Source organism: Corynebacterium sp. CNJ-954 (assembly GCF_001942345.1).
GTDB lineage: Bacteria > Actinomycetota > Actinomycetes > Mycobacteriales > Mycobacteriaceae > Corynebacterium.
Window position 1 is genome coordinate 224,464 of the sequence record NZ_MKKI01000011.1, and the last position, 23,252, is coordinate 247,715.

Annotated in this window: 43 protein-coding genes and 2 tRNA genes; 6 read left to right on the forward strand and 39 right to left on the reverse strand. The window is 61.9% G+C overall.

Features of this window, described 5'->3' with window-relative positions; translation table 11 throughout:
• Positions 1–30 precede the first annotated feature (30 nt).
• From BJF89_RS18985 to BJF89_RS05815, 35 genes are all read right to left on the reverse strand, one after another.
• Positions 31–306 (reverse strand): hypothetical protein, encoded by a 276-nt coding sequence (locus BJF89_RS18985; protein ID WP_075813000.1) that lies wholly within the window; start codon positions 304–306, stop codon positions 31–33.
• A gap of 132 nt (positions 307–438) precedes the next feature.
• The gene (locus BJF89_RS05665) at positions 439–675 is read right to left on the reverse strand and encodes a hypothetical protein (protein WP_075813002.1); all 237 of its coding nucleotides are present in this window, start codon (positions 673–675) and stop codon (positions 439–441) included.
• A gap of 322 nt (positions 676–997) precedes the next feature.
• Complete coding sequence (locus BJF89_RS05670; protein WP_075813004.1) at positions 998–1,630, reverse strand: SOS response-associated peptidase family protein; 633 nt, start codon at positions 1,628–1,630, stop codon at positions 998–1,000.
• A gap of 29 nt (positions 1,631–1,659) precedes the next feature.
• Positions 1,660–1,730: transfer RNA gene (locus BJF89_RS05675), tRNA-Gln, on the reverse strand.
• A 169-nt stretch (positions 1,731–1,899) separates the two neighbouring features.
• Positions 1,900–1,965 (reverse strand) — tRNA-OTHER (locus tag BJF89_RS18840).
• A gap of 356 nt (positions 1,966–2,321) precedes the next feature.
• On the reverse strand, positions 2,322–2,960 hold the full coding sequence (locus BJF89_RS05680; protein WP_075813006.1) for a hypothetical protein: 639 nt from the start codon (positions 2,958–2,960) through the stop codon (positions 2,322–2,324).
• A gap of 171 nt (positions 2,961–3,131) precedes the next feature.
• Complete coding sequence (locus tag BJF89_RS05685; RefSeq protein ID WP_075813009.1) at positions 3,132–3,431, reverse strand: GlsB/YeaQ/YmgE family stress response membrane protein; 300 nt, start codon at positions 3,429–3,431, stop codon at positions 3,132–3,134.
• Between the two features lie 36 nt (positions 3,432–3,467).
• Entirely contained in the window at positions 3,468–3,731 is a 264-nt protein-coding gene (locus tag BJF89_RS05690) for a lipopolysaccharide assembly protein LapA domain-containing protein (RefSeq protein ID WP_075813011.1), read from the reverse strand.
• An 18-nt stretch (positions 3,732–3,749) separates the two neighbouring features.
• Complete coding sequence (locus BJF89_RS05695) at positions 3,750–3,947, reverse strand: CsbD family protein (protein ID WP_075813013.1); 198 nt, start codon at positions 3,945–3,947, stop codon at positions 3,750–3,752.
• A gap of 268 nt (positions 3,948–4,215) precedes the next feature.
• Entirely contained in the window at positions 4,216–5,103 is an 888-nt protein-coding gene (locus BJF89_RS05700) for an oxidoreductase (RefSeq protein WP_075813015.1), read from the reverse strand.
• Positions 5,104–5,153: 50 nt separating this feature from the next.
• Positions 5,154–5,546, reverse strand: coding sequence for a hypothetical protein (locus BJF89_RS05705; RefSeq protein ID WP_075813017.1), 393 nt, complete (start codon positions 5,544–5,546; stop codon positions 5,154–5,156).
• Positions 5,543–5,872, reverse strand: coding sequence for a hypothetical protein (locus BJF89_RS05710; protein ID WP_075813019.1), 330 nt, complete (start codon positions 5,870–5,872; stop codon positions 5,543–5,545). Before BJF89_RS05710 ends, BJF89_RS05705 begins: the two co-directional genes overlap by 4 nt.
• Before the next feature lie 287 nt (positions 5,873–6,159).
• Positions 6,160–6,978, reverse strand: a complete 819-nt coding sequence (locus tag BJF89_RS05715) for a hypothetical protein (RefSeq protein WP_075813021.1) — start codon at positions 6,976–6,978, stop codon at positions 6,160–6,162.
• 234 nt (positions 6,979–7,212) lie between these two features.
• The gene (locus tag BJF89_RS18460; RefSeq protein ID WP_139311896.1) at positions 7,213–7,476 is read right to left on the reverse strand and encodes a hypothetical protein; all 264 of its coding nucleotides are present in this window, start codon (positions 7,474–7,476) and stop codon (positions 7,213–7,215) included.
• A 33-nt stretch (positions 7,477–7,509) separates the two neighbouring features.
• Positions 7,510–8,112: a hypothetical protein gene (locus tag BJF89_RS18465; RefSeq protein ID WP_139311897.1), complete on the reverse strand. Its 603-nt coding sequence runs from the start codon at positions 8,110–8,112 to the stop codon at positions 7,510–7,512.
• A 55-nt stretch (positions 8,113–8,167) separates the two neighbouring features.
• Entirely contained in the window at positions 8,168–8,680 is a 513-nt protein-coding gene (locus tag BJF89_RS05725; RefSeq protein ID WP_075813025.1) for a hypothetical protein, read from the reverse strand.
• Positions 8,677–8,874 carry a helix-turn-helix domain-containing protein gene (locus tag BJF89_RS05730; protein ID WP_075813027.1) on the reverse strand — a complete coding sequence of 66 codons (198 nt, stop codon included), beginning with the start codon at positions 8,872–8,874 and terminating at the stop codon, positions 8,677–8,679. Before BJF89_RS05730 ends, BJF89_RS05725 begins: the two co-directional genes overlap by 4 nt.
• 110 nt (positions 8,875–8,984) lie before the next feature.
• Positions 8,985–9,281 carry a hypothetical protein gene (locus tag BJF89_RS05735; protein WP_075813029.1) on the reverse strand — a complete coding sequence of 99 codons (297 nt, stop codon included), beginning with the start codon at positions 9,279–9,281 and terminating at the stop codon, positions 8,985–8,987.
• Complete coding sequence (locus tag BJF89_RS18470; RefSeq protein ID WP_139311898.1) at positions 9,278–9,481, reverse strand: hypothetical protein; 204 nt, start codon at positions 9,479–9,481, stop codon at positions 9,278–9,280. The genes BJF89_RS05735 and BJF89_RS18470 overlap by 4 nt, the downstream gene beginning before the upstream one ends.
• Positions 9,478–9,714, reverse strand: coding sequence for a hypothetical protein (locus BJF89_RS05740; RefSeq protein ID WP_075813031.1), 237 nt, complete (start codon positions 9,712–9,714; stop codon positions 9,478–9,480). The genes BJF89_RS18470 and BJF89_RS05740 overlap by 4 nt, the downstream gene beginning before the upstream one ends.
• Positions 9,711–10,082: a hypothetical protein gene (locus BJF89_RS05745; protein ID WP_075813033.1), complete on the reverse strand. Its 372-nt coding sequence runs from the start codon at positions 10,080–10,082 to the stop codon at positions 9,711–9,713. Before BJF89_RS05745 ends, BJF89_RS05740 begins: the two co-directional genes overlap by 4 nt.
• On the reverse strand, positions 10,079–10,630 hold the full coding sequence (locus BJF89_RS05750) for a WhiB family transcriptional regulator (RefSeq protein ID WP_075813035.1): 552 nt from the start codon (positions 10,628–10,630) through the stop codon (positions 10,079–10,081). Before BJF89_RS05750 ends, BJF89_RS05745 begins: the two co-directional genes overlap by 4 nt.
• 103 nt (positions 10,631–10,733) lie before the next feature.
• Complete coding sequence (locus BJF89_RS05755; protein ID WP_075813037.1) at positions 10,734–11,216, reverse strand: single-stranded DNA-binding protein; 483 nt, start codon at positions 11,214–11,216, stop codon at positions 10,734–10,736.
• Positions 11,216–11,656, reverse strand: a complete 441-nt coding sequence (locus BJF89_RS05760) for a hypothetical protein (RefSeq protein WP_139311899.1) — start codon at positions 11,654–11,656, stop codon at positions 11,216–11,218. Before BJF89_RS05760 ends, BJF89_RS05755 begins: the two co-directional genes overlap by 1 nt.
• 100 nt (positions 11,657–11,756) lie before the next feature.
• Positions 11,757–12,173, reverse strand: coding sequence for a hypothetical protein (locus BJF89_RS05765; RefSeq protein WP_139311900.1), 417 nt, complete (start codon positions 12,171–12,173; stop codon positions 11,757–11,759).
• Positions 12,174–12,630: 457 nt separating this feature from the next.
• On the reverse strand, positions 12,631–12,939 hold the full coding sequence (locus BJF89_RS05770) for an HNH endonuclease signature motif containing protein (protein WP_075813043.1): 309 nt from the start codon (positions 12,937–12,939) through the stop codon (positions 12,631–12,633).
• Positions 12,936–13,199: a helix-turn-helix domain-containing protein gene (locus BJF89_RS05775; protein WP_083650517.1), complete on the reverse strand. Its 264-nt coding sequence runs from the start codon at positions 13,197–13,199 to the stop codon at positions 12,936–12,938. The genes BJF89_RS05770 and BJF89_RS05775 overlap by 4 nt, the downstream gene beginning before the upstream one ends.
• Positions 13,199–13,573 (reverse strand): hypothetical protein, encoded by a 375-nt coding sequence (locus BJF89_RS05780; RefSeq protein WP_075813047.1) that lies wholly within the window; start codon positions 13,571–13,573, stop codon positions 13,199–13,201. Before BJF89_RS05780 ends, BJF89_RS05775 begins: the two co-directional genes overlap by 1 nt.
• Entirely contained in the window at positions 13,554–13,808 is a 255-nt protein-coding gene (locus BJF89_RS05785; protein WP_075813049.1) for a hypothetical protein, read from the reverse strand. Before BJF89_RS05785 ends, BJF89_RS05780 begins: the two co-directional genes overlap by 20 nt.
• Entirely contained in the window at positions 13,775–14,410 is a 636-nt protein-coding gene (gene bet / locus BJF89_RS05790; RefSeq protein ID WP_075813051.1) for a phage recombination protein Bet, read from the reverse strand. Before bet ends, BJF89_RS05785 begins: the two co-directional genes overlap by 34 nt.
• A complete protein-coding gene (locus tag BJF89_RS05795; protein WP_075813053.1) occupies positions 14,407–14,664 on the reverse strand; it encodes a hypothetical protein in 258 nt (85 codons plus the stop codon). The genes bet and BJF89_RS05795 overlap by 4 nt, the downstream gene beginning before the upstream one ends.
• Positions 14,657–15,196 carry a hypothetical protein gene (locus BJF89_RS05800; RefSeq protein ID WP_075813055.1) on the reverse strand — a complete coding sequence of 180 codons (540 nt, stop codon included), beginning with the start codon at positions 15,194–15,196 and terminating at the stop codon, positions 14,657–14,659. The genes BJF89_RS05795 and BJF89_RS05800 overlap by 8 nt, the downstream gene beginning before the upstream one ends.
• Complete coding sequence (locus tag BJF89_RS05805) at positions 15,193–15,465, reverse strand: hypothetical protein (RefSeq protein WP_075813057.1); 273 nt, start codon at positions 15,463–15,465, stop codon at positions 15,193–15,195. Before BJF89_RS05805 ends, BJF89_RS05800 begins: the two co-directional genes overlap by 4 nt.
• A complete protein-coding gene (locus tag BJF89_RS05810) occupies positions 15,462–15,680 on the reverse strand; it encodes a hypothetical protein (protein ID WP_139311901.1) in 219 nt (72 codons plus the stop codon). Before BJF89_RS05810 ends, BJF89_RS05805 begins: the two co-directional genes overlap by 4 nt.
• A 29-nt stretch (positions 15,681–15,709) precedes the next feature.
• The gene (locus BJF89_RS05815; RefSeq protein ID WP_139311902.1) at positions 15,710–15,973 is read right to left on the reverse strand and encodes a hypothetical protein; all 264 of its coding nucleotides are present in this window, start codon (positions 15,971–15,973) and stop codon (positions 15,710–15,712) included.
• A 293-nt stretch (positions 15,974–16,266) separates the two neighbouring features.
• Here BJF89_RS05815 and BJF89_RS05820 point away from each other — a divergent pair, with 293 nt between their 5' ends.
• Complete coding sequence (locus BJF89_RS05820) at positions 16,267–16,935, forward strand: hypothetical protein (protein WP_075813063.1); 669 nt, start codon at positions 16,267–16,269, stop codon at positions 16,933–16,935.
• 500 nt (positions 16,936–17,435) lie between these two features.
• On the opposite strand, the gene BJF89_RS05825 is transcribed toward BJF89_RS05820, so the two are convergent.
• From BJF89_RS05825 to BJF89_RS05835, 3 genes are all read right to left on the reverse strand, one after another.
• Positions 17,436–17,879 carry a hypothetical protein gene (locus tag BJF89_RS05825; protein WP_139311903.1) on the reverse strand — a complete coding sequence of 148 codons (444 nt, stop codon included), beginning with the start codon at positions 17,877–17,879 and terminating at the stop codon, positions 17,436–17,438.
• The gene (locus tag BJF89_RS05830) at positions 17,876–18,658 is read right to left on the reverse strand and encodes an antA/AntB antirepressor family protein (RefSeq protein WP_075813067.1); all 783 of its coding nucleotides are present in this window, start codon (positions 18,656–18,658) and stop codon (positions 17,876–17,878) included. Before BJF89_RS05830 ends, BJF89_RS05825 begins: the two co-directional genes overlap by 4 nt.
• A gap of 62 nt (positions 18,659–18,720) precedes the next feature.
• The gene (locus BJF89_RS05835) at positions 18,721–18,948 is read right to left on the reverse strand and encodes a transcriptional regulator (RefSeq protein WP_075813069.1); all 228 of its coding nucleotides are present in this window, start codon (positions 18,946–18,948) and stop codon (positions 18,721–18,723) included.
• Positions 18,949–19,105: 157 nt separating this feature from the next.
• Between BJF89_RS05835 and BJF89_RS18845 the strand changes: the two genes are divergently transcribed.
• The 3 genes from BJF89_RS18845 to BJF89_RS19355 are packed head-to-tail and all read left to right on the forward strand — an operon-like array spanning position 19,106 to position 20,834.
• The gene (locus BJF89_RS18845) at positions 19,106–19,669 is read left to right on the forward strand and encodes a hypothetical protein (protein ID WP_158026041.1); all 564 of its coding nucleotides are present in this window, start codon (positions 19,106–19,108) and stop codon (positions 19,667–19,669) included.
• A complete protein-coding gene (locus tag BJF89_RS05840) occupies positions 19,551–20,036 on the forward strand; it encodes an ImmA/IrrE family metallo-endopeptidase (protein ID WP_075813071.1) in 486 nt (161 codons plus the stop codon). Before BJF89_RS18845 ends, BJF89_RS05840 begins: the two co-directional genes overlap by 119 nt.
• A 3-nt stretch (positions 20,037–20,039) precedes the next feature.
• Entirely contained in the window at positions 20,040–20,834 is a 795-nt protein-coding gene (locus tag BJF89_RS19355) for a PH domain-containing protein (protein ID WP_075813073.1), read from the forward strand.
• Between the two features lie 394 nt (positions 20,835–21,228).
• Here BJF89_RS19355 and BJF89_RS05855 read toward each other — a convergent pair whose 3' ends face one another.
• Positions 21,229–21,540, reverse strand: a complete 312-nt coding sequence (locus BJF89_RS05855) for a hypothetical protein (RefSeq protein ID WP_075813077.1) — start codon at positions 21,538–21,540, stop codon at positions 21,229–21,231.
• A gap of 849 nt (positions 21,541–22,389) precedes the next feature.
• On the opposite strand from BJF89_RS05855, the gene BJF89_RS05860 reads away from it, so the two are divergent.
• A complete protein-coding gene (locus BJF89_RS05860; RefSeq protein WP_139311905.1) occupies positions 22,390–22,755 on the forward strand; it encodes a hypothetical protein in 366 nt (121 codons plus the stop codon).
• 140 nt (positions 22,756–22,895) lie between these two features.
• Positions 22,896–23,201, forward strand: a complete 306-nt coding sequence (locus tag BJF89_RS05865) for a hypothetical protein (RefSeq protein ID WP_075813081.1) — start codon at positions 22,896–22,898, stop codon at positions 23,199–23,201.
• The last annotated feature ends 51 nt before the right edge of the window (positions 23,202–23,252 follow it).

Genomic DNA, 23,252 nt, shown 5'->3' on the forward strand with positions numbered 1-23,252 from the left:
GCAGGGTACCCTTACTTAAGCTTTCCTTAGTCAGTTGAGACTGACTGCACCCCAGTCGAACCCGCTGGTCACCGGGACGTCCGGGGGGCGGGTAGGCCCGGGCCACCGGGGGTCGTCGGTGCCGTCGAGCAGTTGAATAGGGCGCGGGGTGAAGGCGTCCGCGGTGTCGAGCGCAGGACGTCGGTCGTCGTTGTCGCCTTCGTGGCGTTGCCGGTTGCACCGTGAGTGCATCAACCGGTCAGCCTTTGATCCGCCGTGGTGGCGACTGTGTCCGTGGTCGGCGTCCAGGCGCATGGTCTTGTCCATGGGTCGGCCGCACCACCAGCACTGCTCCCCCGGTCGTAGGCGCCGGAGGAGTCGCTCGCGGTTCTGCTGGTGTTTCCACCCGAGGCCTCGGGAGGTCGTCGAGCCCTTGCTCGGCATGAGCACTCGCCTCCATCAGGTCAGTTGCCAGATGCGCTCTCCGAGGTCGGGTCGATGAGCGAATGCTTGTGCGATATCGATTGCCTGCTGATGATTGAGCCGGGCATCACCGACGACGATCAGCCCATCGAACCACTGCCCTCGGGTTCGGTCGGTCGAGCGTGGGGTGATGACCGACGAATGTGGTAGGTCATGGGCGTCGGCCACCTTATGCCCATCGACGAGGTACGGAGCGAGGACCATGATCGTCATGCTGCATCCCGGAGGTAGACCTCGAGCGGTGGCGGAGGCACACCATCGACAGTCGCCCGGAGTTGCAGGGTCGCGGTGGTCCCATCAGGACTCATCACCGGCTCGCCGCAGATACACACACAGGCCGTTGTCACAGTTCGCCCACGTCGCAGAGCGCGACCGCGGAGACGCCGGGCATGCCGCATGCTGCGAACGAGGCGAGTATAGCCATCATCGCGATGGACGAGAATCGCGTATCCGAGTGTCATGCTGTCCTCCTGGCGTGGGGCATGAGTAAGCCCCTCTCACCCGGAGTGGGTGGAGGGGCTGCTGAGGTCCGTGGTTAGAACAGCGCGTCGGGTGAGCCAGGCTGCACGATGTGCACGCTGCGGCTCAGTTCCTCGGATGCGGAGATTGCTTCGGCGAGGAGGTCCCCGTCGCCGGGGATGGTTGGATCAAGCCAGTCGTCGTGGAGATCGCGGGGCAGGATCAGCGGCATGCGAGGGTGGACGGTGGCGGCTTCGTTCACGGCGTCGCGGGTGACGAGAGCGTAAGTCAACATGTCGCCGTCATCGGTCTGGGCGGTGGTGGTAATCGACGCGATGCCGAACGTCTCCCCCTCGGGGAGGACGAAACGCTTGCCTTTCTCGATGTACCAGTTCGCCGGAGCGAGGGCCCGGTGCTCCCGGAACGGCCCCTTCCACACTCGGGAGCTGAGCAACTTGTCGTCCCTCGCGTTGAAGGCAGAGAACTTGGCGGGCTGGTTGCCGAGGTGAATCCACCACCATGCGAGATCGAGTTCGCGACGACCCTTCTCGTCGGCCGTGATCAATGGGTTCAGGTTGCGCGCCTTCTTGCCGGTGATCTTGGCTGTGCCGCCGCGCTCCTCCATCCACTGTTCGAGCATCAGGCGGTTCTCCCGCTCGTCCATCGGCGGGAGATCGAAGAAAGGCTGGAGACCGTAGGTCGCGCACATGATCCCAGGATAGGCCGATCTGGCCTGCGCTGCTCCGCAAGGATTCGAACCTCGGTTACCTGAACCAGAACCAGGCGTCCTGCCGCTAGACGACGGAGCAATGATTGCCGGAGCTTCCCCCACACCGTGCTGTGGTTTCCGCTTACCGGCTACGGCTATCCCCGCCGTGGGCAGAACCTGGACTAGGCGCGTCACTGAGAGGCAGACCAGGGTGGACTCCTAGGTACGGTGCACTCGCACTCTTCCAACATGGGTGGCTAGGCTCCCTGTGCGCTGCGCGGGACTCGATCCCACATCTCCCCCTAGGAGGGCGTTTTGCCGATTAAACTAGCAGCTCTGCCCCGCGTCCGGGGCGGTGCTGACCGTCGGCCTACGTTGGGCTTCGTGACGGTCAGTCGTGATCGGCCGGGACTTGAACCCGTGCGCCGCAGCTGTGCGTGTGACGAGGACGCGTGAAGGAGCCGGGTAGGCGTGCTGCGGGTGCCACCGGCTGGCACCGACCGTGGGGCGTGTGCCTTGCACCGGGCGGCGGAGCCATTGGCTCAACGCGTCGCCCGGCGCCCACAACACCACTCGAGGATCACCACAATCCCCTAGCGCATGAGTAAACCCCCGGCGATCGGCCTGTGCGGCCGACCATCGGGGGTCACTATGCACTACATCGATCATAACTCATGAACGGCGAATTCGTCTAGGCAGTTCGCTGGTCCTGGTACTCGGCGGCGACGGCCTGCGCTTCGACGAGGCTGTAGACGGTCTCCCCGTCCTCGAGGTAGCCCGTCAGCCGGCCACTAATCTCCCAGTAGGACACCTGCTTGCGGTCGACGGTGAACCCCATCTGTCGGAGCAGAGTAGCTGTGCGGGAGGCGGTGGCGAAGTGGTCGCGCTCCCCCACTGGCTTCTGCGCGAGTGGTGCTGGGTCGGTGGGGTGCAGCATGTGCTGCAGCTCGGATTCTTTCTCCTGCAGCCACTGCGGTAGGTCCCATTCCTTGGTGAGGATGAGGGGTCGGTGTCGTGGGTGGTTGAGCCACTGGGCCCAGGCGACGCTGTCGGTGCCTCGGGTGGGGTCCATGCGTGGTGTGGGCCAGCAGTCTGCTGGGTAGTTGGAGTGTAGTTCCTCGGCGGGTTCGGACAGTTCGAAGTGCAGCTCGGCCTCCCAGTTCAGCAGGTCCGCGCTGCACGGTAGCTTCGGCTTTCCGCCCTTGGGTGCTTTGCCGCCGTTGCCGGATCCGGACGGGGCGTTGAGGCTGGAGCCGTGGCGGTCGTCGCGCATAGCCTTGAGGTGGTTGGTGAGGTCGGTGAGGATGCGGTGCAGTTCCTCGTCAGTCATTTGCGGCTCCTAATGAGAAGAACCCCGCTCGGTGGCGGGGTTCGGGGTGATGAGGTTGTTGTCTGTCGCGGTCGTCGAGGAGTTGTCCTTACATGCAGAAACCCCCGTCCCAGGCTGTAACTACTACCTGGCGCGGGGGTGTGCGCGGGGGTCGTGATGCCCCTTGTCTAGCTACTTTCGTCGGGTCACGAGCCCGACGATCCACAGCAGGATCACCGCACCGATGAGGCAGGTGATGAAGCTGAAGATGATGCCGCCACCGGCAACATCCACGCCGAACAAGGTGAGCAGCCAGCCTCCGAGGAAGCCGCCGATCACGCCAACGACGATGTTGAGGATGATGCCCATCGAGGCATCAGTCTTCATGATCTTTGAACCGATCCAGCCGGCGAGGCCGCCGACGATGATCCAGCCGATGAACCCCAGTGGTGGGGCGGACTCGGCAGCGAGGATTACAGTGTTCGAATCCACGTGACACCCTTTCTTCGTGATGTCTATTTTGCCGTGCTAGTGCTTCTTGCGCCGGATGGCGATGAGACCGGATAGCGCGAAAGCGAAGATAGCTCCACCGATCGCGGCGACGACCAGTCCTACGGACAGAGGGAAAGCGAACTCCCAGCCGAGGAAACCGATGTCGACCTGATCAGTGTTTTGCCCGATCAGGATGACCAGGGCGATGGCCACGATAACGACGATCGCTGTAGTGACGACAAGTCCGACAGACGAGCGTTGCCGTGTCGTGGCCTGGGTGGTGCTACTTGTGTTCGTCATCGAAGCCCTCCGTGTTGGTTAGTTTCCGGTGATCTTGTTGATGCCTTCGGAAATCTTGTCCTTGGCGTTCTCGGCAGCGTCCTTGACGCTGGACTTCGCCTGGTCGGCCTTGCCCTCACCCTTGAGCTTGTCGTTGTCGGTCACGTCGCCGGCGGCCTCCTTGGCCTTTCCGGTGGCATCTTCGGCAGTGTTCTTGATCTTGTCATCGAGACCCATGGTGTTGACCTTTCATGTTGGAAGCATGGATACCTAGCTGAGTGTATGTATCGAACATTGCGCAGCGCTGGCGTATCGACAATCTGTGTCCTAATTGTGATCTTCCCTCGGGATGCTCGGTGTCTCCACTACCTCCCCGGCCCCGATGTGTCTCTCGGTAGAGCAAGTTCATCGGCGACGAGTTAGGTGCATGGCTCCTGACGATAGAGCGGTGTGAATCATCTCCGATCTGATTGGGTAGCCACTGTGGTGCTGCTCCATCCAGCGTCTACTGGAGAGGGAAGCCGATTCCTGTTACGTCCTCCGACTTCTCCCAAAGGTGAGCCGCAAGGTCGAGGTTGCTTGCGGCCTTGGATCGCCCGACCAGCGTCGGGTAGCCGCGGAACTCGTATAGTCCATCTGGTCCGACGTAGCTAGCAGGGGGGAGCGGTTCGGTTGCTGCAAACAGTGTCGGCAGAGCGCCCATGTCGGCGGGTTGCGCTACTGTCCGGTTCGCGATCTTCATGAGTAGCTCGGCGGGCCGGCTTTCTGAGTGGCTTTGTAGGTTGGTTGCACTGTAGCCGGGGTGGCTGGAGAGCGATACAATGTCGGATCCTGTGGCGGTCAGTCGTTGTTGTAGTTCGAGCGAGAACAGTAGATTCGCCAGTTTGGAAGCCCCGTATGCTCCTGTGGGGGAGTATTTCCGGTTCTCCCACTGCAGGTCCTCGAGGTCTATTGTGCCTCGCCGATGGGCTTGCGAGGACAGTGTCACGACTTTCTCCTGAATCCTGGGAAGAAGCAGGTTGGTGAGCGCATAGTGACCGAGGTGATTGGTACCGATGTGTCGTTCAAAGCCGTCGGCTGTTTTTCCGTAGGGCACGAACATGATGCCAGCGTTGTTGATGAGCACGTCGATGTCGTGATCAGTTCGGTCGGCGAAGCGATGTATTGACCCGAGGTCTGCGAGGTCGAGTTCTTCGACGGTTACATCGCCGCCGATCTTTGCGGCTGCAACTTTACCCTTATCAACGTTGCGGACGGCCATGGTGATGGTCGCTCCGGCTCGAGCTAGTTCGCGGGCGGTTATGAGTCCGAGTCCGCTGTTGGCTCCGGTGATGATGTAGTGGCGGCCGGTTTGAGGGGTGATGTCTGTAGCGTTCCAGGTATCGCGTGACATGGATCATAGGTTACATGAACATCATATTGCCGGATAGCAATATTTGTACCTCACGCTTCCCCTCCTTCGAGTGCTTCCCGGCAGGCACGCACGTGCTCACCGGTGGCGACCACCACGGCGGGGAGGTGCTTGTCCGTGCCCCACCGTTGGACTACGTAGAGAAGTTCACCAGCATGTTCGGTCCGCGAATGCTGCCCCGGGTGCTGGGGTGGTCGCTGCACTACCGTCTCCGGGTCGAGGGCTTCGAGTTCGGCGGGTGTGCGGATGGCCTGCGGGGCGGGGGTGATCCTCAGCTCCCGGGTGATGATGTCGTGGACCCGTCGCATTTCACTCTCGGTCAGGTCTTCGTCGTAGACCTCCGCGAGGTTGATGAACTCGTACTCGGTGAGGAAGTTTCTACCCTCGTCCTCCGCGATCTTCCGGTACTTTGCTTCGTTGCTCATTCCTGGTTCCTTTCGATCTGTACGGCGCGGAGGATGGCGAGTGCGGCTTGTTCAGCCCGGTCTAGGTTGATGAACATGGCGATGCACTCGACGTCGTAGGGGTCGCCTACGTAGATGTGATTCGGTCCGTGGGGGTTAGTGGCGGTCCACACGCGGGTATAGGGGCCGACCTGCCAGTACGGATCTCCACTCGCATCGGTGAGGGGTTCCGGCAGGTCGGGCATGAGGTGCCCGCCAGCGTCCAGGGCGCGGGACATGTCCATCGGGCTGGCGTTGGCGTCGGTGAGGTTGATCGTCTGCGCGGCCCCTTCGATGCGGGTTTTCATGTCTGCGTCCTCCTATACCGTTTCGAACATGTCTTCGAACTACCATCCTGATGATCCCCACCGGCCCGTCGCCTACGAACTGTGCCCCACCCACTGCCCCAATGGGCACCCATGGAACAAAGCGAAGGCGAACCTGCTGGGGTGGTGCACCTCTGATCACGGGGCACGACGCCCACCACACCGGTCATGGCGATGCCAGACCGAGGGGTGCGACGGGGAAATCTGTCACGACGGGGTGACGACCAAGTTTCGGGTAATGCGGGCGTGCGACGTGTCATGGGAGCACCTCACGAGCGCCGCACTGAATCGACCATAGGTTCGTGGATCACGGTCACCGGGCCGTAGGTATTGATGACAGCGGCGGCGTTCAGCTCCGGGACTTCCTGGTAGGAGCGCCAGAATGGCCGGGTCATTTTGTATATCGGAAAGCCGTCCTCATCGAGCACCACGCTTCCCTCGGGCAGCTTGTCGAGGTCCTCGGGCCGGTCGATCACCCGGCGCGTGTCCGGCACCAGTCGGGCGATGAGGGTGACGTCGCCGTCCGACCATGCCGTGCCGGAGAAGGCGTCTATCCACACCAGTTCATCTGAATAATGGCAGCTCCGTACCGCCACCGTGCGTCTGCCACGAATCTCCACCTGCCAGACGTCACCGTCTGGCACGTCGGCGGGGTCGGGCAGGTCAGAGGCAACTGTTCGGGATTCCTTAACGGTTCGCTCCCTGGTCAGCCTCTCCACCTCGGCCTCCAGCTTCTCCTGCTTCCGTTCCGAACTGATCATCTCGTTCAGATACTCACCGCGCTCACCGAGGAGTGTCTGTATCCTGCGGTACGCCTCGTCACGATCGGCGTATGCCTCGTTAAGTGCTTTCTCGACGGCTTCCACACGATCAGCGAGGGAGCGCACCTCGATGCTGACTCGCGTGCAGACAGTGGGATCGTTCGCCGCTTCCCGCAGTTCGTCGGCGAGGGTCGCAGGCGGGGCGGGTACGGTAGCGAGAATCACACAGGCGGCGTGGCGGTACCCAAGGTGTCGGTCTTCCACTTCTGCTTCCGCGATGGTGTCCATTGCCCACTGTCGTGCCTTGCGCAGGTCCGCGTCGGTCATACGGTCTCCTAGAATGAGTGAAGCCCCCGGCTTTGCGGGGGCGGGGTCGTATCGGGATTCTGAATAGGCCAAAGGCCCCCTAGCCGCAAACATGAACGGTGGGGGCCTTTGGGGGCCTGCATGTGATTCTAGCTCTCGCGGTCGATCTTGTCGCCGTCTCGAATGTTCTCGCCGGATACTACCATGAGACGGCAGTGCCATTTCTGCTCATGCGATCGTTTGTGCGCCTCGTCTTCAGTGCAGATTTCCCCTACGCCAAGCGACAAGAGCAATACCCCAGGCAATAGCGCTAAAAACCAAGAAGGTAGGGAACCATTGCGTGAAGAGAAACTCTCCACCGTGGTCGATGGCTTCGCCCCAAGTTCCATTGGTACGCACTTTTTCAAGAAGAGCAGGGATGATTGATGACCCCAGAAATGTTCCCGCCACAACACTTAGCCAAACTTTCAGCCAAGACATTGCAGAGTTCCTGTCGAATTCCTTCTTCTCTCTAGCCATGATACGGCTCCTTTTTGACTGATCGTGGCGAAATCACTTGCAAGCTCGACCGTCGATATTCATCGCATCTTCAGCGCCTGCCCAAGCGAGACCGCATGCGGCCCCGCCCACGATCGTAGCGACGCCTGCGGCAGTACACGTCAACGTTCCCGCACCACGCCAGATCCATTTTGCCGCGGTGCCACGACCGCAACCCTTCATGCGTGAGACGGGGACCTGCGCGGATTCCAGCGACGTTGACAGGTACCCGTCAGCGTAATCGAATTGGGCGGAGATCTCTTTACCGTCGACGACCACAGTCGGAGCGAGGAATGAACCCAACTCACGGCCTTCAGAGTCGCGAATGACAACACTGTCCTTCGCGGGAGAAACTTCAACGGAATCTTCGGGAAGCAGGTTTAGCCGGTTGCGTAGCTCGTACCTGCCATGGTCATCCGCATTGGCAATTTCGACAGTCCTGACGAATCCATCGTGCCCAGTCGACAAGATCTTCTCTTGATCGTCAACGTTTGTCGAATTTGCTGCGCTGCCAGGTCCGCGATGCCCCTCACTGGAGGACGCCATCGCAGGAGATGCGAGAGAGAGTGACAGAACTACTGCCATGCCAAGAGCAGTTAGTCGATGAGCCTTGATCATGATTTTTCCTAAAAGGGGTGAGGGGTGACACGATGCTGTTTTCGCGATCTGATGGTTAAGTTATCAACTCTCGCATGTCGCCGCTAGGGTTCCCTATTCTTACCAATCGGAGACTACCCCCATATAGAATATTAAAGAAGCTTATATACGATAGTTGCGGATGGGTTTTCGATCTATTCCCTTCCCCCTTTCCGAGAGGGAGGGGGGGTGACACCTTGCCGTAATCGGCGTTGCTGAGATTGGACGAATAGCAGATGATGAGCTGGACGCCGCCGCGGGGCGTCCGGCGGCACGGGCCGGTACGTCGGGTGGTGGGCGTGTCGGTCGCGTCCGGGGCGTCGTCCACGCGCGGCACGTCGAGGTCGGCGGTGGTGTCGCGGGCGTCTTCCAGAACGCCGACTCGTGCGGTCAGCTCGACGTGACGCCGGTTCAGCGACCGTCGTAGGTCGGACTCGGTTTCAAGGTCGTCGTCCCATGCGGCCACGTCCTGCCGGAGTCGCCACACTGCGACCGTGAGCCCCACGACGGCCCACACCACGGCAATGAGGACGATGGTGGTTGGGGTCACTGGTCCACCCCCAGCATGGTCAGCAGTGGGGCCTTCGGGACCACGTACCGGCGTCCCGCCTTGATGACGGGGAAGCCGATGTTCTCACCGCGGCTCACTGCTCGGCGGATCGTGTCGGGTGCGATGCCGACGAGTTCTGCGGCGTCATCGACGCTCATGGTCAGGGGGTCGCGGCGTTGGTAGTGCCAGGTCATGGTGTCCTCTCGGGGTTAGTGGTTGCGGGGTATGTGCCAGCCGACGAGCCAGCGGGCGGCGCGGACACGCCACGGCAGGCGGCGGATCGGTCGGGTGTGCGGGGTGCGGGTCATATCGGGATCTCCATCCGACCGGTCAGGGACCATCCGTCGGGCGGCGGGGATGTTTCGCTGCGCTTGCGCTTGACCGGGCCATTGATGCTGAAGTACCGGCGACTGCTGTAGCCGGTGTCCTCCCACGTTCCATCGGTGGGGTCTGCCCACACTCCCCGGATCGGGCCTCGGCCGGGCGAGAAGGACGTGTCCACGACGGCGACGGTGCGGAGGCCAGCGTCAAGGTCAGCGCTGATAGCGTCCCCTCGGCGGATATCCTCCGGTCGAATCTGTTCCCAGGTCTGGCGACTCATTCGGCTTCCTCCCATTCCCCGTCGTCATCGAGCCGCAGCCCGTAGAACTCCGCGGCCTGGTCCCAGTCGGCGCCGTGCTCTTCGGCCCAGGCGCGGCACGCGGGGCAGTGCGGGTGTGGCATGCGCACTTCGCCCTCCCGGTACGGGTCGCGGGGATCAGGCCGGCCAGACGGGACAACATCACACACGGTGTGTCTCATCGCTGGCCCCCTGTCAGGTGCTGCTGCGCGTCGGTGAGCATCGCGGCGAGGGAGCCAAATTCCGAGGTAAGCACCATGACCTCCGCTCCGCTGGTGTGGTCGACGAGGAAGCCCACGCCACCCCGGGCACGGAGCGTGACTGTCGGGTATCCGTTCGGCTCGATGAGGTGCCATTCGGTGCAGGTCTCCCCGTCGCGGGTGATGGTGCGGGGTCCGTCGAATGCGGGAGTCATGGTGTGTCTCCGATCGTGATGGTGAGCCAGAGGGCCGGGCCCTCCGGTGATGGTGGGTGGATCTTCGGCATGTGCTCGTCGACGTAGCGGTCGTCATCGTCAGGGACGACACCGGCATCGACTAGACCGTCGAGTAGTGGCTTCTGGGTGCCGAGCAGGTTGCTCCGGTCGCGGATCCGCCTGTCGCGGGGTCGGTAGTGCAGCTGCACGGTGATGTAGTCCTGCGCCCCGATGCCCATCGACCGGGCGCGGGTGGCTGCCTCGTGGCGGATGGCGGCGACCGTCTTCGCTTTCGCGGCCCAGTGCATCCGACTGTTCAGTGTCAGTGGCGGCTTGTCGTACGACAGCGGCATCGTCCAGGTGGTCATGCGGCACTCCTCTCTGTCCGTCGTTTTGCCGCGGTGCGGTGTGCAGCGACCTTCCACACCCGGCGCGACTCCGCGGGATCGTCCGACTCCGACATGGCTTTGAGTGCGGCGCGTTCCATGCGTCGCCATGCGAGATCCGCGTTCGCGACGATCGGTACACCGCCACGGACGATGCCGATGTCAGCGCCGGCGAGGGCATCGCGGGCGCACTGTGCGACGACGGGGCAGTCGGCGCAGATGCGGCCCTGTTCCCACATGGCGGTGATGCGGGCCTCCGGGAGTGCGCTGGAGGAGATGTTCGCGACGATGTCGAAGTCTGCGGGGTCCGAGTGTCGGCAGGCTGCTTTCTGGATCCACTCGGCCCGGCCGGGTGGCAGTGTGCGGATGTCCGGCTGGGGTTCGCGTCGGGGTGGCCGGATGGTTTTGCCTTCTGCGCGTCGTCGTCGTTCGCGTTCTTTGTCGCAGGCGGAGCATCGGGGGTTGCCGCTGGGTGGGGTGTAGCGGGTGCCGATGTGTCCGTGGATGCAGTTGGATGGATCGCGGGTCATGGTGTGTGGTCCTTGCTGTAGGTATGCGAAACCCCGCCAGCTGGCCCTGTGGGCGGCGAAGCGTGGTTGGGTGAGACTGGTAGGGGTTCGGGGTATTCGATGCCTAGAAAGGCGGCGGGGTGCCATCGTCGAATCCGTTGGATGACGGAGCGCTATTCCACGGGTCTCCCCCGCCCTGCTGACCACCGAAACCGCCCTGCTGCTGACCCCCGCCGTACCCGCCACCACCCTGCTTCGGATTCTTAGTCACCTGAGCCGTCGCGAACGTCAACTCCGGGGCAACAGTGTCAGCCACGATCGTGTGCACCGTCTGCTCCCCCTGCTGCGAAGACCACAGCTCCGGCTTCGACCGTCCGATCACCACCGCCCGGTCCCCCTTGTGCAGCGACTGTGCAACGTTCTGCGCCTGCCGGCCGAACACGGTCACCTGGAACCAGGTTGTTGGACCCGCCACCCATGAGCCTTGCCGGTCCTTCGATGACTCCGACCACGCACCGGAGAACTTCGCGAACGTCGTCCGCCCGTCCTGTGACTGCTTCAGCTCCGGGTCTTTGCCCAGCGTCAGTGTTCCTGCGAAATGTGCCATTACCTGCTCTCATTCTCCGGGGACTCCCCGGGTTGTTTGTTCATGTCCGCGAAAAGCTCGCCACTACCGGCAGCCTCCCGCTCTGCGATCCGACGGTCCCGCGCACGCTGCGCGATACCTTCCCGGATTTCCTTCCACCGCTTCGCCGTCCCGTCACTCCTGGGCTCCAGCGCAGCCATTCCCGTATCCCCCGGCGCTTCGGGCGCCGTGCCTGGCGGCAGCTCCCCACGTGACTCCCGCGCCCGCAACCGGGCTGAACGATGAGCATCAAGGATCCGCCGCTTCTCCGGATTCGTTTCCCACACGTCCCGGACGATGTGCTGCGCCGCTTCCTTCAGCTCCCGCGGGGTGGCCATCCGTTCCGTCGCGGAGTTCATCGACCACCACGCGATCGCTTCCGGCCACACCTCCGCCGGCACACGCATCTCACCAAGGACCATGCCCCACGCGATCAACGCTTCTGGTGTCGCCCGGGGGAAACGGTCAGGGACCAGAGACTCCCGAAGGCCAGGACGGTCGCGGCCAGCTTCTCGCGGTCTGTTAGTGCTCGATCTCCGGCCATGAGACCACCTCCCCTTCCAGGACGTCGTCTGACTCAGTCGATGCGAACCCCTGCAACCAGTCCTCCGGGCGCGTACCGAAGGTGTGTTGGGGCTTGGCATCGACGACATGGTGATCAGTCTCAGCGACGGTCTCCCACTTGCGACCCTTCAGCCACCGGTGAGCATCCGGGCAGTAGTCCACGTCCGAGACGCCAGGATTGGCGGCGTACTCATCAGTGAGTCGAAGAAGCTCATCCGGGTTGATGATCTTCGTTGCCTTACGCCATTCGGCGTAGGCGTCTTTCTTCGACCCGTTCTTGTGCTTGGGGTAGGTGCGCCACCACTCGTCGAACTCGGGCGGGTAGGTTGCTCGCTTCGGTTTCGGCTCAGTCGCCGGCACCGGAGGTTCGGGCAAGAGTTCTTCCTGTTCCCCTGCTCCCCTGCTCCCCTGTTCCCCTGCTCCAGCACTGACACCCTCTTGAGGGTCTCCGGAGGGTCTCATGCCGTTTCGTGCACACTCGATAATATCCGCAGGTGGGAGCGGGTATCCGTGCCCCTTCGATGGGCGGTTCACAATCTGGTGCGATTCCCAGTTTGTGATATACAGAAGTCGCTTACGTCCAGACGAGTACCGGACGATCAAACCCGCGTTTTCCAGTGTTTGAGTGTCTCCGGACACCCTCTGGAGGGTCTCATGAGGGTCTCTTGAAAGGTCCTCCGCGAACAGATCCGCAGCGATGGACGACACCCGATCATCACCGACGCGTTGTCATCCACGTACGACCACAAGCCGATGAACATCAGCCGGGCCGACAACGGCAGTACAGCGATATCTTCTGATCGCCAGAACTCGGGTTTGATCGATCGTATTCTCACGTTCCCTCCTCTCTGGGGGTGTAGACACCGCGGTAATACGCCGGCGGGTGCACCGGCTCGTGATAGCTGTGGACCAACAGTCCACGGGGAAAGCTCCACGCCTGGTGCGCTTCGATATAGTTATGACAGTTCCGGCACACCCACAACGCGTTCTCCAGGGCATGCTCGCCGCCGGCAGAACGCTTCTTACGGTGATGCACATCAGTGCCATGCCACTGACAAACCGCTTGGGGAATCATCGCCTCACAGACAGCATCTGCGCGCTCCCACGCTGCTTCACGAAGCCATCGGGGTGTCTTACTCATCGCAGCTCCTCCGCTCGCATGGTGGCGGCACCGACGATCACCGCAGGGTCAAGGACGTAGAACCGGCAGAGGAGGAACAGATCAGTCACTGACAACGGCGCGCAGCCGCTCTCGATCTTCGCCAGCCTGCCTCGGGTCATGTCCGTGCGCCGTCCCACCTCGATCTGCGAAATACCGGCTTCGATCCGCTTCTCCCGGAGGATCTGGACAGTCGCACGTTCCTCAACGGACATCGGGGTGCGCTTCCTCGTTCCGCCCATCAGGCGCCCTCCCCTCGGCCGGCGACGGAGTACATCTGACGCACGTTCGCGCCGATGCTGCGGATCGCGTCCAACTCCTTCTCGAACGCCTTCACCCGCCGGTTCACGTGCGAGTACGCGACCTCAGCCACGTCCCTCGCATCTCGCTCTGCGACAGTGGCGAGCTCCACGGCAGCCTCCCGGTCCGCGACGGTCTTACCCTCCGCAGCGAGCTGAGCCCTGGCTTTCGCCCGGTCGTACTCAGCATCCGCCTGACGATAGGACCGGAGGTGATCGGTCACCTGCTTCACGCCCTGGGCGATGAGGTTCGACAGTTCGAGGATCCGGCGCTCCACCGTCACCGGATTCAACGGTTCAGTCGGCGGGGACTCCATCCGGCTCCACCTCCGGGGTCACCGTCTCGATGTTGTCGTCTTCCCGGCGCTCGGCACGCTCGGCCAAGTTCTCGACCTCCACCGCCCGCCACGCCAACTCACTGACCATGTCCAGCGCTTTCGCATCCGGCCACAGATCACGCAGAGCCTGCACATCCGTCATCTCACCGATCTGATCCGCGAACACCCGCTGCTCTTCGGTCAACTCACGGTCCGGATCCGGCTTCGGCGGCATCTTCGCCTTCTGCTGCTGCGGCGCCGACGGCCCTGATGCTCAACCACATTCGCCTGCTGCATCTCATCCGACGTGTACAACCCCGACAAGTCCTGCGGAAACGCCTTACGCAACGCCAGAGCCTCCGCGCACTTCTCCAGCATCAACGCCGGCTTCGTCGCCCACATCTGATTCAGCCCACCGTCACGCTTCCGGCCCGCGTACTCCATGAACCGGGCGATCGACGGGAACCGCGCCCCATTACGCACAACCGTGACCTTCGCAGCGGCCGGCGGAGTATCCCACAGCCACACGTCATGCCACTGCCCATTCGGATCAGCCCACAGCGTGTCCTCATACCCCAACGTCCCGGCCTGCCGATCGGTCGCACGACGAGCAATCAGGCGGAACCCGTCGATGCCCGTCTGGATCGTCTGCTTGCCCTTGCGCTCGATCATGTAGATCTGCCGGGCGAACGGGTCCAGACCGGTGCGCTTGCACTGGTGGAAGAACACCGCAAGATCGCCGGGGTGAGCACCGCTCATGCCGATGTGCTGCAGCGCGGCGACCTGTCGGGAATCGAACTCATCCTGGTCGTCGCGGATCGCGAGTTCCTTCGTCACAGCGGTGCTCCTTCCTCTTCACGGATCGCCCGGGCGACCTTGTCGTAGCCGTAGTCATCGCCCTGGATCACCTCCACCGCCCACACCAGCGCCGGGAAACCCGCATGCAGACGATCCCTGTTGACCTGATCGGCCTTGCACGCAGCCCGGATAAGCCGGTAGATGAAACTGTCCTCACCGCACGGCACGGCCAAGTCGTGGTTGTGGTTGAAGAACCACACCACCTGCCGCATCTGCCTGGTGTTCTCACTCATCGCCGGCCTCCAGTTCCACCTGCGCCGTCAGTGCCCGGTTGCCAGCGACCAGTTCCGCCGCGGCATCCTTGCCCGCCGCTGACGGCCGCACCGACATGACCGGACTACCAGTGCTGACCTCCACGCCAGGCACCTCCTCGCCCTTCTCCGCAGCCCGGAGATACTGCGCCTCATCCTGCGACGACAGCGCAGGCGCCACCAGATCCGGGTAGTCCGCCTCCAACACCGCCAGCGCCCGGGCCATGTCCGTGATCCGCAACCCGACCCGACCCGGCGATTCGGCGGCGACATACCCGAGCAACGCGGCCCGGTCCGTGACCCGTGCCTTCGGCTTCGGATCGCTGAAACTCACCGTGCCCAGAGACACGGTCTCCCCCGCCGCAGTGATCTTCTCCCCGCGCTCCATATCCGCCTGCAACTCCGCCCGGTCCTCATCGTGCCGGGCCTTCAGTTCCTTCAACACTGCCGACTGCAACACCACCCGGCGGGCCTTGTCGTTACGCTGCTTGAGCAGTTCCTTCATCGTCGTCATTTCGTTTCCTCCTTGATCTTGTGCACTGCATCCTTGGCCAGCCCGTGCGTCAGCCGGACCTGCCCCCGCCACGCAGCAGCATCGGTACGCGCCCACACATCCCCCAACCCCGAGCGCTTCACTTCCTGCCGGGCCAGATCGATCCGCAGCAACGCGGACCACTCGAGCCGGACACGCTCCTCGCCACGAGCGACCTGGGCCGCAGCGCGCATCTTCGCGACGTCGACATAGTCACGCCCGACCAGGATCATCAGTCGCTGTTCCGTCACCACAGGCTCATCACCACCAGGAACAACACCCGGAACACCAGCGCCACGAGCAGCAGCACGGTGACCGCGCCGAGCACCATGTACACGTCCTGCAGCCGGCGGAACCACGGCTCCCGCTCCATCAACTCCAACGGTGTCGGCTCCGGGCCAGGCCGCTCCGACCGGTGACGACCGACATACGACGAGCCCGCCGGATGATCCGTGGCGGACTTCACGTACTGCTCCTGATCAGACAGATCACGCCTCATGCCGCACCCCGCATCTTCATGTGGGGAGCACCCGCGGCCTCTTCCCGCCACGCGATGTACTCCGACAACGTCATCCCAGCGACGCCAAGAACACTCTTCAATGACACTCGGATGGTCTTGCCGCCGTTAGCGCCCCGGCGAACGATCAGGCCCGACGTGCCACGGGAAATCTGCCCGTACAACGCCCCCGGCGTCATCGACATCAGGGCCGCCGCCTCATCAACGGGGATCATCAAAGGTGGGCTGTAATGTGTAGTCATGGCATCCTCCTGGTTGCCTCACGAGCCGCCCCGCATCTGCCAGGACCAGGGGCGGCTTCTCAAATTCTCAATTGACAGGGTGGGGTGCAGCTGACTCCTCATCAGTGGAAAGGTTCAACGCCGGTCATGGACCAAGCAGCCAAAATGGCTGCTGGTGCCGTATTGGCGAGCGCTTTCACGAGGGAGATTCAAACCCCGCTTGAACACCCCAACCCCAGTGCTCCACCCCGGTCACGAACCGGACCCGGGCGCACCCGGCAGTGGAACGACATAGCCGTGGTTGAATAAGGGGCATGGCCAACCCCGCAGAGCTTCTTCACGATCTCTTCGTGCACTGGAACGCAGAGGGCACGTCAGCGTCTACAGCCCGCAAGGACCCTGACCTTGTTCAGCACAGGAACGCAGTCCGATACCTCGACGAGATCGATGAACTTCTCGAGATCGCTAAGAAGAACAAGAAACGTGTCGGCACATACCGCAACTACTTCCCTCTCTGGGTAAAAACTGTGTTCAACTACCCTGGTTCATGGGGCGGTCAGAACACCGCGAAGATAGACCAGAACCAGATCGACCAACTCGACAACCTGATCGACATGATCGACGGGTTCGTAGTCAGCCCGGATAGAGAGACCCTGGACCAGTTCCGCGAGTACGTGCGTCTCATCGAGTGGAACCTCGACGAGGACAAGTCCCTGTCGCCTGCGGTCCGTGAATCCGCTCGTGCCGTCTGTGTTCACATGCTTAGCTGCGTGGACAACCTCGCAGTGACAGGATCATTCGAATTCGGGAAAGCCTTTGAACGACTGCTCGGGGTCCTAGCTACTGTCACTCTGCGAAGCTCCCAGAGGTCCCGGTGGCGGACTGTGGTCGACTTCCTCGTCTGGCCCTACGCCGTAGCGAACTTGCCGCAGATAGAAGAAGGCCGTCAGTTCCTTGAACTCATGCTCGGGACGAACAGCTAGCCGATTCGATAACTTCGGCTAGCGCCTGATCTATGACCACACCTGACGGCACGCCGGCAAGTACCTTGTCCTTCACTCTGCTCAATACCCAGTTGACGGCAGCGCATTCCGTCAGCGTCATCTCCATCGGGACGAGTCGATCATCCATACGGCACCTCCTGTAGTCGATGGTCAGTGTGGCACCTGTGTGGTGCCCGTGCCCTACCCCGTCCGTGACGACGGTGGATGACTGATCATCAGTAGGGCAATTGCGGTCCCCTACCTGTGGTGGCCGTTTCCTCCGGGGCTCCCGCTAAGGACGACACCCGGGTGTGGGAGGGTCATGGCGCGTCTGTGAACCAGCGCTCGCCACCCGTATCTCGCCACCACAGTGGGGGTATGTAGTTTTCAAATAACAAGGTCATTGAGACCTAGTGCTCCCACTCCCCCACGACGAGGACGGCCAGCGAGTCTGGCGGTGGAGCGAGTCACCCGCACTTCCCCATGCAGGTGACCAGGGGCTACAGCTCTTCGTCGGCCCGCAACTTCTCTACGACGGCCGACCGCAGATCATCCGGGAGCTCCGAAAACACAGCCTCACGCGCATCCTCACGAATCCGCTTCAACTCCGCCTGATACTCATCCCAATGCCGCATCACGACCTTCTCGGCCGCTCGGCGTTCAACATCATCAGCAGACTTGCTCGGACTATCCCCGGTGACCAGCTTCGTTAAGTGATTCAGGCACAACACCCGCCTGGTACTCGTCCTATCCCACCTACCTCGATATGCAGGCTCCTCAAGCTTGCGACGCTTCTCGACCACCACCGGCTTGCCACACGTCACCCGACCTCCGTGGTTCGCACACGAACACGTCAGACCATCACCGGGCTGCCACGGTCGAACCGCGACCTCATACCGGCCATCGCCAGGCAACCCGAACCATTCCTCGAAAGCGGGAATCATGCCGACACCTGCTCTCCGGCCGGGGTGCCCGGGAGCTTCATGGCGCTAGCCAGCAGGAACGATCCTGACGCCTTCACGTACAACGTCTGTCGCACCTGCCCGTTGTGATAACGCGGCGCATTGTGCTGCGGGCGGAGGTCGAACAGGTTGCGATAGTCCGAGTACGGGCGATACTCGTTGCGGTCCACGACCTGCCCCGCCTTGTTCGAGAACTCGCGGGTCACCGACTTCCGGAAGATCACCTTCCGCTCCGTCAACAGACCGAACGCCTGCGGGCGGGACAAGCCCCACTGACGACCCCAGTCCTCCACAGTGATGACATCCTGATCATCAGCAATGAACCGGTCGTGATACTCAATCGCAGGCGCAGCGGCTTCCAACTCGGCCGTGGCCTTATCGGCCCGGTCCTCCGCTTCGAGAACCATCTGAGCCAGGGCCCGACGATCCGGAAGAGCCGCGACAGGGTTCTGCGCTCGCTTCTCGCACTCGAGGAAATACGCCCGCGCCTGGCGACCGCGCTCGGTCCGCTGGATCATCGACAGTTCCTTCGCCATGTCCAGGGTGAGAGCATGGTCCTGGCGTTCGACAGTGCCGCGGCCCTGGCGGTCAACCCGGTCAGAAATGACCGTGTAGTCCTGACCTTCGGTGAAGCCATACTCGGCCATCCGCTTGAACCAATGCCGGTACTCGGTCGACACTTCAAGGAACTGGTGCAGGGCGCGGCCACTGACTGCCTGGCGACCGTCTTCGGTCTGGGTGATGAGGATGAGAGTGTTCATGTGATACTCTTTCTGTGTGTGGCCCCGGGATTCGTCCCGGGGTCGTTTCCTGTATCTGGGGGTTACGCGGCGGCGGAGAGCAGCGCGTCGTCCGCCGAGACGAGAATCCGGTTGTGCCGAGCGCCGAGCTTCGCCAGCGCCTGCAGCACCGTGCTCTGTGGCTCCCGGTCGCGCAGCGCCTTCGACCACGTCTTCCGCGTAACGTCCGTCGCATCCGCCAGGTCCTGGATGGTCCGCAGCCCGTTAGCGCGCTTCACCCGGTCAATCTCGTCAAGACTAAGCAAAAACATTCCCGCTTCACCTCCTTGTTCGGGGGAACTGAGCACTATCCTGCCTAGTTACAACCGTGTGCGCAAGTGTTTTCCCGGCGTGTCGGCATTATCTTTCCTGACTTCCCACGTCATACCCACCTTGACGGGTAAAAAATTACCCACTAGAGTGCGCACCATGACCAACGAACGCGAATGGTTCACCTCCGCCGCCGGCCGACGTGTCACCGCCACTGACATCAGCGAGTACCTAGGCATCAGCAGAAGGACGGCCACGAACCGCCTGAATGACGGCCTATCCGCAGACGACATCATCGTTGTCGCGAGGAAACTCGGCGTCTCCCCGGTAGACGCACTCGTCGAGCTCGGCCAGCTCTCCTATGACGAGGTGTTCTCGTTCCTCGACCAGGACGGGACACTGCTGGCTAGCGCAAGCCCCGCACAGTTGGTCAGGCAACTAGCCGAAGACACACTCCCCCTGTCTGACCGAATCGAACTTGGAGCCGCAGCAAAGGCCAAGGCTGATCGGCGAGATGAGCTCGCGGAACGTCGTGCCAAGAAGAGCCAAGGGTCCCCCCAAGGTTTTGGCGGCGAACAGGAACTATCAGACGAGTCCACCCCCGATGTCCAGGACGGCGGTTACGATCCACTCCGCCACGTCGCTTACGGCGGAGAAGACGAAGACCAACTCCGCCGCCAGCAGGAAGGAGATTGGGAAGATCCAGACCACCCGATTCCATGACCTCGCCATCATCTGCGAGATCATCGACGTCACCACCGACCACCACGAGGGCGGCCCCGCCGGATACTACGACCACCAGACAAGAACGATCAGCACCCGGAAAGGCCTGAGCGCAGCACTCTTCCGCTCCACCCTCGCCCACGAGATAGGCCACGCCACCTTCCGAGACCACCCCACCACACACGACCACTTCGACCAGAAGCAGGAAATGCGAGCCGACCGCTTCGCCATCCGCCTTCTCTTCGACGACGACGACTTCCAAGCCGCCTACGACTGGTGCGGACACGACATCCCCGCACTCGCCGAAGAGCTCGAATGCTCTCAGCACCACATAAAGACTTACGTGAGGCTCAAGAGGAGACACTGACCCATGGCCCCCCAACACACCTTCCGCCGGACACTGACCATCTCTCCCACAGATGCCTACCAACCGCTCATCGATGGCATCCCCACCATCAAGGACTGCGACATCGCAGACCCCGGAAATCCGATTATCGTCAAACGCAAGCGAAACATGCTCGCCAACCGGTGGGCCATGCAAGCAGCAATCACCATCGACGGCCCGGAGCTTGTGGTCACCATTGACTCGAAGGGCGCGAATCAACCGAAGTTTGCTGAAGAGATCTTCGGCCTACTTCCTGACGGTGCAATTGACGATCATGGACTAGATGCCGCGCAGGCGCGCATGGCGAAGTCTGAGCGGGTGTTCTCCCGGCTCGAACTCCACGGGTTGCTCAACGACCTTCGCCACGGAGAGGACGTTTTGATGCTCGCCACCGGGCAGATCGACAAGCATGTGGCGATCATTGCCGTGACGACGAAGCGGATCATTGGGAAGGACAAGGGCGCATTCGACTCTGCATCCCGTGAGATCCTCCCAAAGCATGTTTCATCGATCAGCACGGGATCAAAGCTGACCGGCGAATGGATCAAACTCAGAGTGTCGGGCGAGGCTCTGAAGATCGACTCTCTGCAGCACGGTCGCGGAGGTCAGATAGCCGAGCACATTCGCAAACTTCGGGACTCCGTTGACGCGCCGACAGACTCAACTACCTCCGCGGGGTCGAGTGTTGATGATCTGACGAAGCTCGCCGAGCTCCACGCTGCCGGGGTTCTCTCCGACGATGAGTTCACTGCGGCCAAGGCGAAGGCTCTCGGCCTGTAGATACAGAAGAACGACCTCCACCGCCGGACAGGGCGATGAAAGTTCAGGCATCGTTGAGCAGTAAGAGGACGCCACAATCGCCTATCATAGTTCCCACCCCTAAGCACCCGGCGATCACAACACCGCCAATCACCACCCCTCCCCACTCCCAGAGAGAATCCAAGACCATGACCATCAGAAGAACCGCCACAATCGCGCTGCTTCTTGCCGTCCCCCTTGCACTATCGGCCTGCACAACCGACGACGAGCCCGCCGACAACAGCCAGACCACGGCCACCGCCAGCAGCACTCCATCAGAGACCAGTGAGGCGGCAGATGACGCCGCCGAATCGGGCAACCCCTCACCGTCGCCGGAGCTGAAATTACTCCTACCAACCTCCGCCCCGCCGAACAATCAGAACACGAGCACACCTGCGTCGACATCAGCATCAAAGTCGCCAGCGACGCCGAACCGCTCGACATCCACGGCCTCGCCGCATGGAAGCTCTACGACCCGTCTAACACGGCTCGCCTCCAAACAGCAAACGACGACACGCAGCACCTTCCCGACGTCGTCGAACCAGGCCAGGAAGCACAGGGAACCGTGTGCTTCGACAACGCCCCCGGCACCCCAGGCGGCTATGAGCTCCGGTTCAGGGGAAACATCGATCCCCTGACCAACGAAGCAGTCTGGACCGGAAAGCTGTAAGAGGTAGCCGAGGGGCAAGGCACTCAGATGACTAGGCCCTACAAGAAACCGCCACGTGCTCTCGTCATGCTGATCGCTGCCATTGCCACGATCGTGGCTATACCAGGTGGTTTTTTCGTAGCACTGATGATCATTTCGCTCGTACTCAAGATCTAACCCCGCGCACGAATACGCCCCTCACCGCCGGCCAGGGCGATGAGGGCGAGCACTACCGACCATTTAACAAGAAAGATACGGATGAACCCCCGCAGGTCATCAACCCTCGCCGCCGCCATAACGGTGCCCCTTGTCCTTGCCGCATGCGCCGATAGTGAACCACCCAGCCCCACGACCTCGACACACGCCACAACAGCCGCTCCACGTCCCACGCTGCCCATGCACATAGGGGAACGAACCCACCACGTGACCGACCGCGGCGAAGAATACTCCACCATCGAACACATCACAGTCGGCGGCCCCTGCGCGCAATCAAGCGACGTCAACGGCACACTAGAAACACCCGAAGTTGAAGGCAAGAAGCTCGTCCAGGTGTGGGCCACCAGAGAAGTCGTAAGCCGCAAGCCAAACACGTCATCAACCTGGCATCCCCAATACCTACGCCCAGGCGGCAAACCGGAACAAGCTACTCTCGCCCCCTGCTACCCACCGGCAGGTTACGAACGATGGTCAACCTACGTACCAGCAGGCGAGAGCGAACAGATCTACGCAGCTCAGTGGATCCCAGACGACGCAGACAGACTCCTCTTCGGCCGCGACCGCGTAGTACACCTCAACGATACAGAGCCATACCCCGACCTATAACGAAGAAGACCCCTGCCGATCTTCAGGACCGAAAGCGGCCACAGAATGACATTGCCCGAGCGCTCCGTGAGCGATAAGGACCAAACAACGGATGCAAAGCCGTGGTACAAAACACTGCTGCCCTGGAGTCTCATGGGTGGGATCCTCGTCGTAGCGGGCGCAGCTTACGTCGGATACATCATGTTCACGTCAATGACCGAAGGCGAAGCCATCCGAGCATGCCAGAACAAGATCGATAGCACAGTCACAGTGGCAGAAGATGCCAGTTGGTCGGACGTGGACGTCGAAAAACGAGATGGTGACCTATGGGTCATCCAGGGGAAGACAGAGATTACCGACAAGAACAACGAACAACGATCCATTCGTTATCAATGCAAGCTAACCGAACACCTCGAGATGACGTCAACACCGACCATCACCAACGTCGACTAGGCCAGCGATCCAGAACCCCAAAGAAGAACGGACAGCAGATGAAACTTCGCGTGCTTGCTATCGCCATCATAATCGCTATGCCAATAGCTCTCGCGAGCTGTGCCGGTAACGACCAAGAAGCCGCGACGACAGGAACCGAGATGAACACCTCTGCTGCCATGCCAGCGCCCGTCATCCTCACTCCCGAAGAACTCGCCGCAAACAGTCCCATAACAATCGCGATGTACAGACCCCTCGTCATCAACGTGGCCAGCAACCCCGCCTCGTGGACGGAGGGAAGTACCGCAGACGACACCATCGCACGCTTCACCCCCGGGCGGGATGACGGATCCGCAACGTTCAACCCCGGGTTCACGCCGCTGAACCTCGGGGGAACGACCGCCACGATCAAGGACCCAGACACCGGCAAGGAAATCACCTTCGACATCATCGTCGAAGCCGGATAGCAACCACACGTAACTGAGGCCCCCATCGTCGGGTAGGGCGATGAGGGCCAG